This is a genomic window from Streptomyces sp. NPDC048504 (genome assembly GCF_043200035.1).
Classification (GTDB): domain Bacteria; phylum Actinomycetota; class Actinomycetes; order Streptomycetales; family Streptomycetaceae; genus Streptomyces.
In genome coordinates, this window is the sequence record NZ_JBICXA010000017.1 from 32,052 (window position 1) to 49,123 (window position 17,072).

Here is a 17,072-nt window from a genome sequence, read left to right on the forward strand (position 1 = left end):
TCGGCGGCCGCCCGCTGTTCGTGGCCGACGCACGGAGTGGCCCCCGCCGACCGGGACATCCCAGATCCTTCCCCCTGCTGCGACGACACCCGCTACTTTCTTGCCTCATGGCCATAGTTGTCAAACGGCAAGTTTCACGGGTGCCGGTGCCGACGTGCGGTCGGGCAGGGGAAGTTGTGTGCGGGTTCCGGCCGGTCAGCCGAGTTCGGCGCCCTTGGCCGCCGCCTCGGACTCGGAGTGCGCGTCACCGGTGGCGAGCGTGCCGCCCGCGCTCTCCAGGTGCGCCCGCACGAACCACTGGAACTGCTCCAGGTCGCGCAGCTGCTCGATCAGCAGGTCCTCGGTGGCGGGGTCGATCTCGCCCGCCTCCTTGATCCCGGCCCGGACGTCCTCGATCAGCCCCGTGTAGACGAGGTTGAGCGCGCCGAGGTGGGCGATGGCGTCGGCCCGGCCGATGGAGTAGTCGTCCCAGGTGCGCTCGGCGACCAGCGCGCCCGGGGTGCCCGGCGCGACTCCGCCCAGCGCGGCGATGCGCTCGGCCACGTCGTCGGCCATCTCGCGCACCCGGTCGACCTGCGGGTCGATCATCTCGTGCACGGCGATGAAGTGCGGGCCGACGACGTTCCAGTGCACGTGCTTCAACGTCAGGTGGAGATCGTTCAGCGAGTGGAGCCGCAGTCGCAGCACACCGATCAGCCGGCCCGCGGCCTCGCGCTGGATACCGGGAACGGTGTACTTCGGGGTCAGGTCCTTGATCTCCTTGGTCATGGTTCACCTCAGGTCATTCGGTAGGGCGTGCGGTTCCTTACCTGCTCACGGGTGCCCCTGTCCGGCGAGGTCAGACATCCCGTCGCTGAGCGATACGTCACGAATGGCCCGAGTGCCGTCCGCCGGGCAGGAGATCCTGGATCTTCGCCTTGAAGCCCTGCCCGAGCACGGCGGCGCGATCACTGTCGCCCTTGAGGACGGAGGACGCGGCGGCCTCGATCTGCTCCAGGGTGGAGTGCGGCGGGATCGGCGGTACGGCGGGGTCGGTCACGAAGTCCAGCACGCACGGCCGGTCGGCCGCGAGCGCGCTCTCCCAGGCGCCGGTCACCTCGTCCGGCTTCTCCACCCGGATGCCGGTCAGGCCCAGGGAACGGGCGAAGTCGGCGTAGGCGACGTCCGGGATCGACTGCGAGGGCAGGAACCGCGGTGCGCCCTCCATGGCCCGCATCTCCCAAGTCACCTGATTCAGATCCCGGTTGTTCAGCACGGCGACGATCAGCCGCGGATCCGCCCATTCCTGCCAGTACTTGGCGACGGTGATCAGCTCGGCCATGCCGTTCATCTGCATCGCCCCGTCACCCACGAGCGCGATGGCCGGCCGGTCACCGTGCGCGAACTTCGCACCGATGGCATACGGCACACCCGCCCCCATCGTGGCGAGCGTCCCCGACAGCGAGCCGCGCATCGCACCGCTCAACTTCAGGTGCCGGGCATACCAGTTGGCGGCCGAACCGGAGTCGGCGGACAGGATCACATTGTCCGGCAGCAGCCCGCTGAGCGCGTGCACGACGTACTCCGGGTTGACCGGATCGGCCTCGACGGCGGCCCGCCGCTCCATGACCTCCCACCAACGGGCCACATTGGCCTCGATCTTGACCCGCCACGCCGGATCCTCCATCTGCTCCAGCAACGGCAGCAGCCGGCGCAGCGTCGCGGCGGCATCACCGACGAGGTTCACCTCGAAGGGATAGCGCATCCCCACCATGTGCGGATCGATGTCGATCTGCACACCCCGCGCCTTCCCGAACTTCGGCAGGAACTGCGCGTAGGGGAACGACGACCCGATCACCAGCAGCGAGTCGCACTCCCGCATCATCTCGTACGACGGCCGGGTGCCCAACAGCCCGATGGAACCGGTGACATAGGGCAGGTCGTCGTCCAACGCGTCCTTGCCGAGCAGTGCCTTGGCCACCCCCGCACCGAGCCGGTCGGCGACAGCCATCACCTCCGCACGGGCACCCCGCGCGCCCTGGCCGATCAAGACGGCTGTCTTTCCACCGGAGTTGAGCACATCGGCGGCCCGTCGCAGATCGTCGTCGTCCGGCACCACCGTGGAGTGCGGCATGCCCAGACTGGACGGCACCATCTTGAAGGCGTGCTCCGGCGGCGCGTAGTCGAGTTCCTGGACGTCCAAGGGGATGATCACCGCGGTCACCGAGCGGCGCGCCACGGCGGTGCGCATGGCACGGTCGATGACGTTGGGCAACTGCTCCGGGACGGTGACCATCTCGCAGAAGTCGGAGGCGACGTCCTTGTAGAGGCTCAGCAGATCGACCTCCTGCTGGTAACTGCCGCCCATGGCACTGCGGTTGGTCTGCCCGACGACCGCGACAACGGGCACGTGGTCGAGCTTCGCGTCGTAGAGGCCGTTGAGAAGATGGATGGCGCCGGGCCCCGAAGTGGCGACGCAGACACCGACCTTGCCGGAGAACTTGGCGTAGCCGACGGCCTCCAACGCGGACATCTCCTCGTGCCGTGCCTGGACGAAGCGGGGGCTGTCGTCCGCGCGGCCCCAGGCGGCGAGCAGGCCGTTGATGCCGTCGCCCGGGTAGGCGAAGACGTGCGTGACGTCCCACTCGCGCAATCGCTGGAGGAGGTGGTCGGAGACCTTCGTGGACATGGGCGGGGTCCTTCCCGTGGGGGTGTCCGTCCGGTACGGACCTACGTCGGGTACCCCGGAAGTCACCCCGACGACATGCCAAGGGCCGGAAGCCCTCGGCCTCCGGCCCGTTGTCCCGTCCCTCTTCCTCCGGCTCGTCAGTCGTCTCCTCGGACGATGTTGCCCTCGGTGAGTGTCTGCGGAGGCGGTGTCACGCTGTTGTCGTCGACGGGCGGGATGCAGGTGCGTACGGCCTTCCCGCTACGGCGACGGGCCTTCGCCCAACCGGTCTCGGGCGGCAGATGCGAGTCTTCCTTCTTGACGGTGCGCGCGGTCACAGCGCTTCAACTTCTCTCTCTGTGTGGAATGTGCAGTCCCTTTAGCCAACCGTTCGGGTTGCCGCCGGGCACGGACTCAAACTCCGCCGGGTGGATTCGGCACCAGGACCGTGCGATCAACTCCGGGCGAATTCAAGAAGATCGGCGTTGAACCGCTCGGCGAATTTCGGCACCATCGCCAGGCCGTGCGGAGCGCCCGGATAGACCTTGTAGATCGCGTCCTTGACGAGCTTCGACGATTTGTCGCCGGAAGCCACGATGGGAACGATCTGGTCGTCGTCGCCGTGCACGATCAATGTCGGGACGTCGATCTTCTTGAGGTCTTCGGTGAGATCGGTCTCGGAGAATGCCTTGACGCAGTCATAAGCACCCTTGATTCCCACGGTCATGCTCCAGAGCCAGAACTCGTCACGGGTTCCCTGGGTGACGGTCGAGTCGTCCCGGTTGGCGCCGTAGAACGGGGCACTGAGATCTTTGTAGAACTGCGAACGGTCCGTCTCCACGCCCTTGCGGATCTCGTCGAAGACCTCGATCGGCAGCCCCTCCGGATTCGCGTCCGTCTTGAGCATGAGCGGTGGGATCGCCCCGACCAGGACGGCCTTGGCGACCCGGCCGGAGCCGTGCCGGCCGATGTAGCGGGTGACCTCACCGCCGCCGGTCGAGTGCCCGACCAGGATCACGTCACGGAGATCCAGGGCTTCGATGACCGACGCGAGATCGTCGGCGTACGTGTCGAGGTTGTTGCCGTCCCAGGGCTGACCGGAACGCCCGCCCCCACGCCGGTCGTGCGCCACGGCACGGAAGCCGTTGTCGGCCATCACCTTCAGCTGGGGATCCCACGCGTCGGCGGTCAGCGGCCAGCCGTGGGAGAAGACGACCGGCTGACCCGATCCCCAGTCCTTGTAGAAGATCTGCGTGCCGTCCGTGCTGGTGGCGAAGGGCATGGCGTGTTCCTCCCGAAATGATCGAACTGTTTGAGTACGTCACACGGAGAATCGACGGAAAAGGGTCAGCGGCGAGAGGTGACCGGAAGGAGAACGTCGACCCCAACACTCTAGGGGAGGCCAAGCACTTCCGCGTGTCGAGGGAATTCCTCGGCCGCTTTCACCGTAACCCGGGGGTCGGGCGAAAAACGTCAGACCGTGGCCTACGAACGTTTCGGTGACGCCGGGGCACCGCCGGTCCTGCTGATCATGGGAGCGGGCGCCCAGGTGATCAATTGGCCGGAGGGATTCTGCCAGGCGCTGGTCGACCAGGGTCTGGAAGTAATCCGGTTCGACACCCGCGACGCCGGCCGCTCGACCCATTTCCCCGCCCCCCGTACCGGACTTCCCGGCGGCCCTGGCCGGCGACCTTTCCACGGCGTCCCGCACACTCTCCGACCTGGCGGCCGACACCGTGGGCCTGCTCGACGCGCTCGGCCTCACCGGCGTCCACCTCGTCGGCTCCTCGATGGGCGGGATGATCGCCCAGATGATCGCGATCGACTTCCCGGAGCGGGTCCGCTCGCTCATCTCGATGATGTCCACGACCGGCGAGCCCGGCGTCGGGGAGGCCGACTTCTCCGTGTTCGCGGGACTGGGGGCACCGCCGCAGGACCGGGAGGCCTTCGTCGAGTGGCAGGTGCGCGCCCTGCGTCTCGCCGCGTCCCCCGGCTTCCCCATCGATGCGACCGCCGCGGCCGAGCGGGCCGGACGCGTCGTCGACCGGGGCTACGACGCCCTCGGCATCCAGCGCCAGGGCCTCGCGGTGCCGGCCACAGGTGACCGTACCGAACGGCTGCGGTCCCTGCGGGTGCCCACACTGGTGGTGCACGGCGTCGACGACATCGTGTGCGACGTCAGCGGCGGACGCGCCACGGCCACCGCCGTCCCGGGTGCCGACCTGCTGATCGTGGAGGGAATGGGCCACAGCCTCCCACGCGAACTGTGGCCCGAACTCGCCGACCGCATCAGCGAGTTCATCCACTACGTCGAGACGGTGACAGCCTGACCGCCGGCACAGGTGGGGTCCTGTCGGGGAGGCGTGATGTGCCACCCAGGCACCGGAGTTGGCCTGCGGCGGGGAAACTCGTTGGACAACACATCGGCCAACAGCCAACGTTGACGGAATGCGACTGGAAACGCTCTGGGACGCTGATGTCGCCCAGCGGTACGACACCCCCGGCACCGGCATGTTCGCCCCCGGCACTCTGGTGCCAACCGTGGACCGCCTCGCGCATCTCGCCGGGGACGGGGCCGCGTTGGAGTTCGCCATCGGTACCGGGCGGGTCGCGGTGCCGCTCGCCGAGCGCGGAGTCCCTGTCACCGGTATCGAGTTGTCGGAGCCGATGGTGGAGCGACTGCGCACCAAGGCCGACGAAGCGACGATCCCGGTGATCATCGGGGACATGGCGACCACTGTCGCGCCCGGGACGTACAGCCTGGTCTATCTCGTCTACAACACGATCTCGAACCTGCTCACCCAGGCCGAGCAGGTCGAGTGTTTCCGCAACGCCGCCCGGCATCTCACGCCTGGCGGACGGTTCGTGATCGAGCTGTGGGTCCCGGAGCTGCGCAGACTTCCGCCGGGGCAGACGGCGACCGTCTGGCGGACCGACTCCGACTACATCGGCCTGGACACCTACGACGTCCTGCGCCAGCACGCCGTGTCGCACCACATCCGGTTCGACGAGACCGAGCAGGCGCGGCTGTCCCGCAGCCCCCACCGCTACATCTGGCCGGCCGAACTCGACCTCATGGCCCAGCTGGCCGGGTTCGAGCTGGAGAGCAGGCACGGGGACTGGTCCGGTGGTGACTTCACCGCAGAGTCGCACGATCACGTCTCCGTCTACCGGGTGCCGCCGATGTCGTAGTCGCCCCAACTGGGTTGCCTTGTCGGACACTTGCCGTCGACCGTCCGGAGGGCTCACGCCTGCTGCGTGCCGGCACCGTCCGGGGCATCCGTCAGGGGGATGCGGGCGGTGATGCGTTTGCCGACGGGCTCGCGCTGGGCCTCGAAGCCTCGCGCCACCGCCCGTACGATCTCCAGGCCGTGCTGCCCCACCCGTTGGGCGTCGGCGGCACGGGCGACCGGGAGCACCGGGTCGGAGTCCTATACCTCCACCTCGACCAGGGCATCGACGATCCGCAGATCCATCAGCACCGGGCCGGGCGCGTACTTACGGGCGTTGGTGACCAACTCGCTGACGACCAGCTGCGTGAGATCCATGGCCCGGTCCGACACCGGCAGTCCGTATTCGGCCTGGGCCCGGGCGAGGAACGTCGCGGCCAGCCGACGGGCCTCGGCGATGCACGAGCCGTCCCCGTCCAACGCCACGGTGGAGCGCAGGGCCCGGGCCTGCGGCGCCGTGTCGTCGTCCTCCGATGAATCCTGTTCCATCCGGATCGTTTCACCGCCTTCCGCGTGCCCGGCGCATACCCCGTGAAGCAACGCGCACTCCGCCAATCTCTGCCGGCTCCGTCGGACAGCTCCACCGGACACAAGCATCAACCGTACGATGCGGGGCAGCACTTCGGATGAAAATCCTGATCCGTAGCGCTCACCGACTCGTGTATGAGGACAGATGGTGGACACCGAACACGCGGGGCAGCCGGGGCGGTTGTCGGTCAGGACCGACGTCGTCGACGGCACCTTGGTCGTGGCTGTTGCCGGAGAGATCGACCAGGAGACAGGCGGCTCACTGAGGGAGGCGCTGGAGCTGCCGGAGGGCGCCGCACCGCGCGTTGTCATCGACCTGCGCCAGGTCACCTTCATGGACTCGAGCGGCATCAACATTCTCATCGCCGCGCAGACCGCTCTCGCCGAAGCGGGCGGCTGGCTGCGGCTGGCCGGTACTGCCCCACCCGTGCTGCGCATCATCCAACTCGTCGGCATCGACGGATTCATCGACTGTCACCCGACGGTCCAACAGGCCCTCGACAGCTGACCGTTGGAGAGTGGGTCGTCGAGCGGCCGTGAAATCAGCTGTCGGTTCGTCGAGGCACAGTGATAGACAGTCCGCGTGACAGAGATCCTGGAGTTCCCGGTCCTGCTGCGGCTGATCGACGAGCGGTCGATCGCGTTCCGGGCCGCGGTCGCCTCCGCGCCGCGCCTCGACGCGCGGGTGCCGACCTGCCCGGAGTGGACACTGCGGGACCTCGTGCAGCACCTGGGCGGGGTGCAGCGCCGCTGGGCCGGAATCGTCGCCGCGGGGCCGGCCGACGCCCGCCCCGACGTGACTGTCCCGGAAGCGCCGCAGGAGCGGGCCGCGCTGCTGGCCTGGTCGGCCGAGTCCACGGAGCAACTCCTTGGCGCGCTGCGGGAGTTCGGCCAGGATCGCGGCTGCTGGACATGGTGGGGAGGATCGGGGTCTCCGCAGACCTCCGGAGCCGTGGCCCGGCACCAGGTCCAGGAGGCCATGGTGCACACCTACGACGCACAGATCACCCTCGGTGCCCCGCAGCCGCTGCCGGACGAGGCGGCAGTCGACGGTGTCGACGAGTTCCTGTCCACCTGCTGCGCCGGGACGGACCCCTGGCCGCATGAGCCCGCCGCCGTCGAGTACCACGCTACGGAGGGCCGTTCCTGGCGCCTCGCGCTTTCCGCCGACGGCACCCGGGTCACCGAACTCCCCGCGCCCGCCCCTGGCACCGGAGAGGACGCGGCCGGCGCCACCCTCCGGGGCACGGCCGGTGAACTGGTCCTGGCCCTGTACGGCCGTATCCCGGTGAACTCCCTGAAGGTGGACGGCGACCCACGTCTCTTCGACCTGCTCCTGGCCTGGGACCCGAGCGCGTAGGACGTGCCGTCGCGGGCCGCCTCCTACGCCCCGCTCGTGATCGCGGCCAGTTCGAGGTCGAGCGCCGGGGCGATTCCACCGAGGTCGCGGCCGACTCTTTTCCGCACCTTCCGCACAAAGTCCGCGGCCTTCTCCGCGGGCAGCCACACGCGTGCGACGGACGGTGACACGAGGGCCACCTCGACGCCCGCGAGCGGCCCCGGCGCGGGTCGTACGGTGATGTCCCCGTCGCCCGCCGGGAACATCAGGCCCAGCGCGAGCAGTTCCCAGGCGAAGGTCCAGGTGACCTCCATGCCGTCGGGCCCGAGCAACACCAGGCGCACCGCCAGGCAGTCGTCCGGCCGGTACACCAACTCCGCGGCGACGACGGCCCCTTCGTCGTCCGCCAGCACCACGAACCCGGTCGTGCCGACCGTCAGTGGAACACCGCCCGAGCGCTCCGTCACGACACCAACTCCCGTTCCCCGGGCGCGGTTTCGCCAGTGGAGACGGTGAACGTCCGCCGCCGGTGTGAGGCACTGGGGAAGTCCAGCAGGCGTACGGCCGCCATGGCCTCCTCCACCGTGCGGGTGCCGGTCAGCACACACAAGGTGTACGCGGCGTTCTGGAGGGGCACGGCGGCGGCCATGTCCCCGTCTGCCGCGAGCGCCAGATAACGGCCGACCGCCTGTTGCAGTACCGCCGGGTTCGGCACGATCACGTCAGACCTCCACGTTCTCTGCGGAACCCGGACTCGTCGACACGCGGTCGCGACAAGAGGGAAGGGGCACGATGACACTCCTCGCACGGAAAGAAAGCGTGCCTGCTTGCCGAAGCACTGGACTGCGCTCGCTTGTGCCCCGTCCGCAGGGTCCGAAACAGACCCGGCGTACGGCCCGAGGCGGATCCGGCCCGCGCGCGATGTGCCTTGTCCCGTCAAGGAGTTCAGGCGCGTTCGGGGACCGAGCCGCGGCGCATGCCCTCGATGCGGTACGGGCTCTGTGGGACCACAGGCAGGAGCAGATAGGAGGACTCGTCGCCGCCGGAGACCAGGGTTGTCACGCCACCGAAGAGATCGGTCGGACGGTCGTCGGGATCGTCGTGCAGAAAGATGGCGTGCCCTTTCATCTCCACGCACTGCGGGACGGGGCTGCGCGCGATGCGGGCACGCGGCGAACTGGCCGACCGGATCGACCCCGACCGGTTCGCCCTCGCGCTGCTCGCCGCCGTGCAGGGCGGGCTGCTGCTCATCCAGGCCCGCCGCGACACCGTCGCCCCCCAGCGTCCCTCAACACGCTGATCGACTGCCTGCGCGGGCACACCGACCGCTGATGTGGGTGCGGGGCCTGTTCGCCGGTCGTACGGATCGGCGAACAGGCCCCGCATTGTTGCTAGTTGCTAGTTGCGACGGCCCGCCGGGCCTTGGCTGATCGAGTCCTGGTCCCCTGTGCCGGAGGCCGGCCCGGAGGTGTCGGAACCGGTGCCGCCCGGGGTTTCCTGGGCGCGGTCGGCGTGGCCTGGCCACCAGGCGGCGTGGCCGATCAGGGCGGTGAGGCTCGGCGTGAAGAACATCGCCATCACGAAGGCGGCGACGGCGATGCCGAAGGAGACGGCGAATCCCATCTCCGTGAGCAGCGCGTTGCCGGCCAGCATCATCGTGGCGAAGGTCGCCGCGAGGATGAAACCGGCCGCGGCCACGGTCGGTCCCGCGTGCCGGAGCGCCATGCTCGCCGCCTCGCGCGGATCGCGGCCCTCGCGGGCCTCCTCGCGGAGCCGGGCGATCATGAGGATGTTGTAGTCCGTGCCGATGGCGACCACGAAGAGATACATGATCACCGGGAGCATGAACATCAGCCCCGGGTGTCCCTGCGCGTCCTGGAAGATCCAGACGGTCGCGCCGAGGGTGGCGCCGAAGCCGAGACCCACCGAGGCGATGAGGTACCACGGAGCGACCACACTGCGCAGGAGCAGTCCCAGGATCAGCATGATCAGCAGGGCGGCGACGGGGAAGACGGTCCGGTAGTCGTGGTTGACCGCGCTGTTGATGTCCTTGTAGATCGAGGACATGCCGCCGACCACTGCCTCGGTGCCGTCGGGCGCGGAGGAGTGCGCGACGTCCCGCACCCGGCCCACGGCGTCGATCGCCTTCTCCGTGGACGCCTCGTACTTCAGCGTGACGGTGAAGTCCGCCGTGGTGCCGTCCTTGTTGACCTGGCTCATACGGGCGTTCGCCACACCGTCGACGGCCCCGAGTTTCTCCGCGTAGGCAGTGAAGGCGGACTTGTCGAGCGGCTTGCCGTCGGTGCTGGAGAGGTAGACGTCGGTGGGGGCGGCGGCGCCCGCCGAGTACGCCTTCTGCATCTCGTCCTGGACGACCATCGACTCCTTGGTCTTGGGCATGGAACCCGAGGCCAGGTCGAAGGTGGCCTTGTAGCCGAGGGTGCCCAGCGACAGCGCGACGAGGACGAGCCCGGAGAGCGCGGCTGTCAGCGCGGGCCGGCGCCGCACACCGCGGCCGAGGGCGGCGAACCGGGCGTTCTCCGGCTCCCGTTGCCAGGACTTGGAGGGCCAGAAGACCTTCGGCCCGATCAGCGACACCACGGCCGGGATCAGGGTCAGGCCCGCGATCAGGGTGACGGTGACCGAGATGGCCAGCGCCGGACCCATCTGCTTGAGGAAGCCCAGCGTGGACAGCACCAGCGCGAGGAACGCGATGATGACCGCGCCGGCGGCGGAGGCGATGGCCTCGCCGACCCGGGCGACCGCGTTGACCATGGCCTGCTTCGGCTCGTCACCCGCCCGCAGACGTTCTCGGTACCGGAACATCAGGAACAGGAAGTAGTCCGTGCCCACGCCGAACAGCACGACGATCAGGATCGACGAGACGGAACTGTTGGCCTGGAGGCCGAACAGCTTGGTGGCGTACGCGATCAGCCCGTTGGCGATGGACGCCACCACACCGATCAGGACCAGCGGGAGGAAGGCGAGGATCGGCGCGCGGAAGATGATCAGTAGGGTCACCAGGATGATGAGGAAGGTCCCGATGCCGATCAGCGCTTCGCCGCGCTTCGAGGAATCCTGCTGGTCGAGGGCCTGCGCGGCGGAACCGCCGAGCTTGACGTCGAGGTCCGTGCCCTTGGCCAGCTGCTTGACGTCGTCGCGCAACACTTTCGCGGCGTCAGCCTGCACCGGCTGACCGGCGTTCTTGCTGTCCATCTGGACCAGGGTCATGGTGTACCTGCCGTCCTTGGACGGCGGGCCGGGGACCACCTTCTGCACCTGGTCGATGTGCTTCTTGCCCAGCTCGGTCGTGATCCGGGCGACATTTTTCTTGTCGGCGGCGGTCAATTTGCCGCCGTCGGTGCGCTGGTACAGCGCGATCGCGGACGGCGTGAAGGCGCTGGGGAACGCCTTCACCTGCAGATCCGCCGCTTTGATGGACTCGTAACTCTTGGGCAGGAAACTGCTCTCGTCACTGTTGGAGGGCAGGCCGGGCGCGGTGGCGACAATCGCCACCGCGGCGATCAGCCAGGCCACGATGGTCCAGACGGGATGCCTGACGACCCCGTTGCCTATACGTCGAAACATGCGGGAGGTCCTCCTGGGAAGGAAGATCACCGCAGCCCGGGGAGCGGACCCCGGCATCGGCGACCCCGACCGGCCTTCACCCGTGGGGCCGGTCGAACGGTTGTCTATCGTCTTGTCATATCGGTCATGCGAGAAGATTCATAACACACGCATAGTCGCGGCACAGGTCCGCACGAACGGGTGGTTGTCTGTGACCCGCCCTCCTCCACCACGTTGTGCCGCTGGGCGGCACGCTCGCCGCTTTCGGAGACCGCCGGTCCGGCGGGTGCGAGGAGAGGAAATCATGGGAGCAACGAAGTGGTCCACGGCTTTTGGAGCCGCGGGGCTGGTCCTCGTGGCCGTCGCGGCATCGGCCACCGCCCAGGGGCAGACGCCGCACGCCCGCCCGGCCGGACGCGTCGTCCTCACCAACACGGACAACGGCCGGACCGTACCCGCGAGTTCGGGTGGCGATGTGGAGATCAGGCTCACCCACTCCCGCGAGCGCGGATTCACCTACACCTGGACCGCTCCGGAGTCCGGTAACTCCGCGGTGCTCGGGCATGCTTCCGACGCCACGTACCCGTCCGGAGACGCCACGACCGTCTTCCACGCGGCATCCGCCGGCACCGCCACCGTCACCGCGCAACGCCGCTGCGTCCCCGACCCCGGCAGCCTCTGCCCCCTGCTCGTCGAGACCTGGAAGGTGACGATCGAGGTGAAGTGACCGGCCATCGGTCGGCCGGGCATCGGGCGTCGGTAGAGTGATTCCGGAGGTGGCCAAGTGGCTGACAGCACACGGGAGTTGAGCGAGTCTCCGGATTCCACGACCGTGGTGGTGATCGGCGCGGGCCCGGCCGGGCTCACCGTCGCGAACCTGTTGCGGCGCAGCGGCGTCGACTGTGTCGTCCTGGAACGGCAGACCCGCGAGTACGTGGCACAGCGCCAGCGCGCCGGCATCGTCGAGACCCGCGCCGTCCGGATGTTCGACTCCTGGGGGCTGGCCGACCGCGTCCTGGGCGGCGTCCCGCACGACGGCATCCTGGAGCTCCGGGTCGACGGCGAGACGCATCTGGTGAACGACTACGACGGCTCCGAGGGCCCCACGGCCCGCCTCTGTCCCCAGCAGATGCTGGTCCAGAAGCTCACCGCCGCGTACCTGGAGGACGGCGGCGACCTGCGCTTCGAGGCCGCGGACGTCTCCCTGCACGACCTGACCGGCGACCGCCCCACCGTCCGCTACCGCACCGCGGACGGCGGCCTCCGTACGCTCACCTGCTCCTACGTCGCGGGCTGCGACGGCGACCACGGCATCAGCCGTAGCGCCGTCCCCGACGGGGCCCTCACGCCGTACGCCTTCGATCACGGGATCGGATGGCTGACGGTCATGGCCGACGCCCCGCCGCCCGCCCACCCGCTGCTGGCAGTCAGCCCGCAGGGCTTCGCCGCGCACTTCCCGCGCGGCCCGTACGCCAGCCGCTACTACCTCCAGTGCCCGCCGGACGATCGCCCCGACGCGTGGTCCGACGCCCGCGTCTGGGACGCGCTGCGCACCCGGCTCGGCGACCCGGCCCTCGTCTCCGGCCCGATCACCGACCGCGAGATCTTCCGGCTCCGCAGCCTGGTCCACGACCCGATGCAGTACGGCCGCCTCTTCCTTGTCGGCGACGCGGCGCACATCGTCTCGCCGATGGGCGGCAAGGGGATGAACCTCGCTCTCTACGACGCCGATCTCTTCGCCCGAGCCGTGCGGGACGCCGTCCACGACCACGACGACACGGCCCTGCGCACCTACTCGGAGCGGTGCCTGCGCCGCGTCTGGAGCGACCAGGAGTTCTCGCACTGGATGACCCGCATGCTCCACGACGCCGGTGACGCCACCAACTCCGGTCCCTTTCACCGCAGTTTGGCCCGCGCCCGGCTCGACCGGCTCTTCACGTCCGCTGCCGCGGCCGGCGCCTTCTCCGAACTCATGACGGGCATGGACTTCGGAGCGGGCGCCGGGCCGCAGCCGCGTTGAGGCGTTACTCCGCGGGGCCGCTGACGGTCAGGTGCCGGGCGAAGAACCGGACCGCGCTGTCCGCCTCGAACCTGGGCAGCTCCTTGTGCGAGCCCGAATTGACGTGCAGCGACTTCTCCTTCGAGGCGAATGCGTCGAACAGCGCGAGACCGGACGGGCGCGGGATGTGCTCGTCGTCCCACTGCAGCGCGAACTCGATCGGAACGGTGATCCGCCGCGCCGACTCGGCGAGCGAGTCGTCGTACCAGAAGAGCCCCAACACCGCGGCGGTGATGCGGGGTTCGGCTGCTGTCAGCGGTACGCCGATCGCGGTGCCCATGTTGAGGCCGTAGTAGCCGACGGGTCCTTCGGTGCCGATCTCCGGGAGTTCCTGGAGGGCGTCCAGGGTCGCCAGCCACTCCGGTACGGCACGCTCGGCGAGGTGGGCGTTGTAGCGGACGACGATCTCGCCGACGGGCTCGCCCGCCGCCATCTTCCGTTGCATCAGGGCGATTTCGCGTTCGTCGTGCGGTGTACGCGGGCGGCCGCCGTGGCCGGGGGCGTCGATGGTGGCGACGTGGAAGCAGCCGCCGTTCACGAGGCGCTCAGCACGGCCCGCCATGGCCGGCGCCTTGCTGTGGTTGCCGCCGCCGTGGCCCATCAGGACCAGGGGAGCGCGTTCGGACGGGGCGGAGGCGGGAGACCAGAGCGCGCCGCTGACCTCGCCGACGGTGAAGTCGCGGACGAGGACACCGTTCGACGATGTCTCAGCGGTGAAGTGCAGGGATTTTTGGGAGAGTTCCATGGTGTTGCCTTTCGGGATCGCCTGGGTGTGAGGCGCTCCCGGCGACACCTATGCCGCTGGCCCAACCGTGGAAAAGAGGGGGAGCACCCACCTGGATACTGCGTTCATGGGTCTCACCTCCTCGTGCGGTGTCACGGCCAACGGCAAGTTAGCAGCCCGGCCGTCGTCGCGGCCAACGCTTATCCGCCTCGGCGCTGCTGCATGCGCGTACATCTAATGTTCTTGACATCTTCCCGGGCCGACGCCCAAGGTTGAGGTGATCGTTCCCGGACGGGTGGAGGCCCCGATGCGCGTACGCGACGCCGCACCCCACGGTGCCGTCCCGGGCGCGTGGCTGATCATCCGGCGGCATGTCGACTACTGCCGCACCGCCTCCGCCGTCTGTCCTTCCGCACGCCCCTGACCCATGTCGGCCCGCTCGGGCCGGCCGTCTCGACGTGTTCTCGGAAGGAACCCCATGTCCGGCCCCGCCCTGCGGCTCGCCCTCGAAATCGACGGCGACGGCGCCCATCCCGCGGCCTGGCGCCGCGCCGCGCACTCTCCCGACCAGCTGCTGAGCCCGCGCCGGGTGGCCCGCGTCGCCACCGCCGCAGAGAACGCCGGGTTCACCCTGCTCACCCTGGACGACGGCGCCCTCCCGCCCGGCGCCGGCCCCGACGTGGTCGGCCGGATCGGCGCGGTGGAGCGGGCCGCGTTCATCGCGGCGTCGACGAGTGTCGTCGGCATCGCGCCGGTCGTGCCGCTCACCTACGCCGAACCCTTCCACGTATCGAGCCAGTTGGCGTCGCTGGACCACATCTCGGTCGGGCGCGCCGGGTGGGTGGTGAGTGAGGAGGTGCGGCCCGAGGCGGCCTCCGTCTGGGGGTGCCCGCTCGTCGACGGGTCCGCGGCCCGCGCCCGCGAGTCCCGTGACGGCGTCGAGGTCGTCCGCGATCTGTGGGACTCCTGGGAGGACGACGCGGTCATCCGCTCCGTCGCCACCAGCCGCTACCTCGACCGCGACCGGCTGCACTACGTCGACTTCACCGGCGACACCTATACGGTGAAGGGCCCGGCGATCGTGCCGCGTCCACCGCAGGGCCAACTCGTCGTGCTCGGCAGCCCGGAGCGGGTACCCGGCGATCAACTCGACGTCGCCCTCGTCGCGGGCCGCGACCTTGCCGCCGTCACCGCGAGCGCGTCCGCCGCCGGAACACCGCGTACTTTCGCCGAGGTCGAAGTCGCCCTCGACACCGCCGACGCCACGGCCGAGGGACGCGTCGCCGACCTCGAACAGCACGCGCCCTGGAGCGACCGGGGACGCCTGCGCCACATCGGCTCCGCCGCCGGACTCGCCGCACTGCTGCGGGAGTTGACGGGCGTCGTGGACGGAGCGCGCCTGCACCCGCTGGTGTTGGACGAGGATCTCCCGGAGCTGTCCCGGCTCGTCCTGCCCCCACTCTTCGAACGACGGGACGCCGTACGCCCGTTGCCCGGCGCGTCCTTGCGCACCCACCTGGGCTTCGACCGCCCCGCCAACCGCTATGCCGCCGCGGCCGCCCAGGAGGATGCCCGATGACCCGCACCGACCCTCTCGACGTGCCTCGCCCCGACGCCCAACTCCACTTCGGTGTCTTCTTCCAGGGCGTCAACCACTGGACCGTGTGGTCGGACCCGGCCAGCGGTTCGCAGATCGACCCCGCCAACTTCCGGCGCGTCGCCCAGACCGCCGAACGGGGCCTGTTCGACGCGTTCTTCCTGGGGGAGGGGCTGCGGCTGCGCGAGGTCGACGGCCAGATCCACGACCTCGACGTGGCCGGACGGCCCGACGCCATCACCCAACTCGCCGCGCTGGCCGCCGTAACGGACCGGATCGGTCTGGTCAGCACGTCCAACACCACCTTCAACGAGCCCGCCGACCTCGCCCGCCGCCTGTCCGGCCTCGACCTGCTCTCCGAGGGCCGGGCCGGCTGGAACGTGGTGACCACCGACAACGCCTGGACCGGCGCCAACTTCCGGCGCGGCGGCTACCTCGACCACGCCGACCGCTACCGCCGCGCCGAGGAGTTCCTCACCGTCGCCCGCGCGATCTGGGACAGCTGGGACGATGCGGCCGTGTCCGGCTCGGCGGCTGCCCCGGCCTGGGCGGCCCCCGGCGCCGTACGCCAAGTCCGCCACCAAGGACCGCAGTTCGACCTCGACCTCGCACCCACCCTTCCGCGCAGCGTCCAGGGACACCCGGTGATCTTCCAGGCCGGGGACTCCGGCGAGGGCCGGGACTTCGCCGCCCGCAACGCCGACGTCATCTTCTCCGCGCACGGCAACGACTTCGACGACGCGCTCGCCTTCGCCGACGATCTGCGCCGCCGGCTGCGGGCCGTCGGCCGACCCGAGGACGACCTGCGCATCCTCCCGGGCACCGAGATCATCATCGGCGCGACGGAGGAGGAGGCCCTGGAGAAAAAGCGCTGGATCCGCCTCCAACAGGTCACCCCCGCAACCGCGTTGGGCATCGCCGGACTCCTGTGGGGCATCGACCTCTCCCGCCGCGACGCCGACGGGCCGTTGCCCAAGGAGGACCCGGTCGTCGCCGAGAACGACGGTTCCTTCGGCGCACGGCGCATCGCCGATCCCCGCCACGTGGTCGCCGAATGGCGGGAGAAGGCCGACGCGAACCGCTGGTCGCTGCGCGAGACCGTCATCGCCCTCGGCCCCCAGCGCGGTCACGTCGGCACACCGGAGGGCCTGGCCGACAAGTTCACCCACTTCGTCCGGCACGGCGCCGTCGACGGCTTCAACGTCACGCCGTACCTGATCCCCGACGGCCTCGACGACATCGTCGACCACCTCGTCCCCGCACTCCAGGAACGCGGCGTCTACCGCACCGAGTACTCCGGCACGACCCTGCGCGAACACCTGAACCTGCGCGCACCCCTCACCCACCGCACCACGACGGACCACCGCCGGGCGGGCTGACC

General features: G+C 69.6%; 18 protein-coding genes and 1 pseudogene. 9 read left to right on the forward strand and 10 right to left on the reverse strand.

What is annotated here, in order from left to right; all coding sequences use genetic code 11:
* Positions 1 to 195 precede the first annotated feature (195 nt).
* From ACGFY9_RS35315 to ACGFY9_RS35330, 4 genes are all read right to left on the reverse strand, one after another.
* Positions 196 to 768 (reverse strand): Dps family protein, encoded by a 573-nt coding sequence (locus ACGFY9_RS35315; protein WP_393761050.1) that lies wholly within the window; start codon positions 766 to 768, stop codon positions 196 to 198.
* A 97-nt stretch (positions 769 to 865) separates the two neighbouring features.
* A complete protein-coding gene (locus ACGFY9_RS35320; protein ID WP_393761052.1) occupies positions 866 to 2,668 on the reverse strand; it encodes a thiamine pyrophosphate-requiring protein in 1,803 nt (600 codons plus the stop codon).
* Between the two features lie 137 nt (positions 2,669 to 2,805).
* Positions 2,806 to 2,985 (reverse strand): hypothetical protein, encoded by a 180-nt coding sequence (locus ACGFY9_RS35325; protein ID WP_393761054.1) that lies wholly within the window; start codon positions 2,983 to 2,985, stop codon positions 2,806 to 2,808.
* 116 nt (positions 2,986 to 3,101) lie between these two features.
* The gene (locus ACGFY9_RS35330; protein ID WP_393761056.1) at positions 3,102 to 3,929 is read right to left on the reverse strand and encodes an alpha/beta fold hydrolase; all 828 of its coding nucleotides are present in this window, start codon (positions 3,927 to 3,929) and stop codon (positions 3,102 to 3,104) included.
* A 439-nt stretch (positions 3,930 to 4,368) separates the two neighbouring features.
* On the opposite strand from ACGFY9_RS35330, the gene ACGFY9_RS35335 reads away from it, so the two are divergent.
* Entirely contained in the window at positions 4,369 to 4,977 is a 609-nt protein-coding gene (locus ACGFY9_RS35335; RefSeq protein WP_393761453.1) for an alpha/beta fold hydrolase, read from the forward strand.
* Between the two features lie 118 nt (positions 4,978 to 5,095).
* Entirely contained in the window at positions 5,096 to 5,839 is a 744-nt protein-coding gene (locus tag ACGFY9_RS35340; protein ID WP_393761058.1) for a class I SAM-dependent methyltransferase, read from the forward strand.
* Positions 5,840 to 5,892: 53 nt separating this feature from the next.
* Here ACGFY9_RS35340 and ACGFY9_RS35345 read toward each other — a convergent pair.
* Positions 5,893 to 6,366: pseudogene (locus ACGFY9_RS35345) on the reverse strand (ATP-binding protein).
* Between the two features lie 184 nt (positions 6,367 to 6,550).
* On the opposite strand from ACGFY9_RS35345, the gene ACGFY9_RS35350 reads away from it, so the two are divergent.
* Positions 6,551 to 6,913, forward strand: a complete 363-nt coding sequence (locus ACGFY9_RS35350; protein WP_393761059.1) for an STAS domain-containing protein — start codon at positions 6,551 to 6,553, stop codon at positions 6,911 to 6,913.
* A 75-nt stretch (positions 6,914 to 6,988) separates the two neighbouring features.
* Positions 6,989 to 7,765, forward strand: a complete 777-nt coding sequence (locus tag ACGFY9_RS35355; protein WP_393761061.1) for a maleylpyruvate isomerase family mycothiol-dependent enzyme — start codon at positions 6,989 to 6,991, stop codon at positions 7,763 to 7,765.
* Between the two features lie 23 nt (positions 7,766 to 7,788).
* Here the strand turns inward: ACGFY9_RS35355 and ACGFY9_RS35360 are convergent, their stop codons facing one another.
* The 3 genes from ACGFY9_RS35360 to ACGFY9_RS35370 all read right to left on the reverse strand — a co-directional run bounded on the left by ACGFY9_RS35360 (position 7,789) and on the right by ACGFY9_RS35370 (position 8,872).
* Positions 7,789 to 8,211 carry an SsgA family sporulation/cell division regulator gene (locus ACGFY9_RS35360; RefSeq protein ID WP_393761063.1) on the reverse strand — a complete coding sequence of 141 codons (423 nt, stop codon included), beginning with the start codon at positions 8,209 to 8,211 and terminating at the stop codon, positions 7,789 to 7,791.
* The gene (locus ACGFY9_RS35365) at positions 8,208 to 8,465 is read right to left on the reverse strand and encodes a DUF5133 domain-containing protein (protein ID WP_393761065.1); all 258 of its coding nucleotides are present in this window, start codon (positions 8,463 to 8,465) and stop codon (positions 8,208 to 8,210) included. The genes ACGFY9_RS35360 and ACGFY9_RS35365 overlap by 4 nt, the downstream gene beginning before the upstream one ends.
* A gap of 224 nt (positions 8,466 to 8,689) precedes the next feature.
* A complete protein-coding gene (locus ACGFY9_RS35370) occupies positions 8,690 to 8,872 on the reverse strand; it encodes a hypothetical protein (protein WP_393761067.1) in 183 nt (60 codons plus the stop codon).
* A gap of 31 nt (positions 8,873 to 8,903) precedes the next feature.
* On the opposite strand from ACGFY9_RS35370, the gene ACGFY9_RS35375 reads away from it, so the two are divergent.
* On the forward strand, positions 8,904 to 9,044 hold the full coding sequence (locus tag ACGFY9_RS35375; protein ID WP_393761069.1) for a hypothetical protein: 141 nt from the start codon (positions 8,904 to 8,906) through the stop codon (positions 9,042 to 9,044).
* A gap of 98 nt (positions 9,045 to 9,142) precedes the next feature.
* Here ACGFY9_RS35375 and ACGFY9_RS35380 read toward each other — a convergent pair whose 3' ends face one another.
* Positions 9,143 to 11,332, reverse strand: a complete 2,190-nt coding sequence (locus tag ACGFY9_RS35380; protein WP_393761071.1) for an MMPL family transporter — start codon at positions 11,330 to 11,332, stop codon at positions 9,143 to 9,145.
* 283 nt (positions 11,333 to 11,615) lie between these two features.
* On the opposite strand from ACGFY9_RS35380, the gene ACGFY9_RS35385 reads away from it, so the two are divergent.
* Together ACGFY9_RS35385 and ACGFY9_RS35390 are read left to right on the forward strand one after the other, a co-directional pair.
* Positions 11,616 to 12,038: a hypothetical protein gene (locus ACGFY9_RS35385; protein ID WP_393761073.1), complete on the forward strand. Its 423-nt coding sequence runs from the start codon at positions 11,616 to 11,618 to the stop codon at positions 12,036 to 12,038.
* 57 nt (positions 12,039 to 12,095) lie between these two features.
* Positions 12,096 to 13,331, forward strand: a complete 1,236-nt coding sequence (locus ACGFY9_RS35390; RefSeq protein WP_393761075.1) for a 4-hydroxybenzoate 3-monooxygenase — start codon at positions 12,096 to 12,098, stop codon at positions 13,329 to 13,331.
* A 4-nt stretch (positions 13,332 to 13,335) separates the two neighbouring features.
* Here ACGFY9_RS35390 and ACGFY9_RS35395 read toward each other — a convergent pair whose 3' ends face one another.
* Entirely contained in the window at positions 13,336 to 14,115 is a 780-nt protein-coding gene (locus tag ACGFY9_RS35395) for an alpha/beta hydrolase (protein WP_393761077.1), read from the reverse strand.
* 457 nt (positions 14,116 to 14,572) lie between these two features.
* Between ACGFY9_RS35395 and ACGFY9_RS35400 the strand changes: the two genes are divergently transcribed.
* The gene (locus tag ACGFY9_RS35400) at positions 14,573 to 15,673 is read left to right on the forward strand and encodes an LLM class flavin-dependent oxidoreductase (protein WP_393761079.1); all 1,101 of its coding nucleotides are present in this window, start codon (positions 14,573 to 14,575) and stop codon (positions 15,671 to 15,673) included.
* Positions 15,670 to 17,070: an NtaA/DmoA family FMN-dependent monooxygenase gene (locus ACGFY9_RS35405; RefSeq protein WP_393761081.1), complete on the forward strand. Its 1,401-nt coding sequence runs from the start codon at positions 15,670 to 15,672 to the stop codon at positions 17,068 to 17,070. Before ACGFY9_RS35400 ends, ACGFY9_RS35405 begins: the two co-directional genes overlap by 4 nt.
* The last annotated feature ends 2 nt before the right edge of the window (positions 17,071 to 17,072 follow it).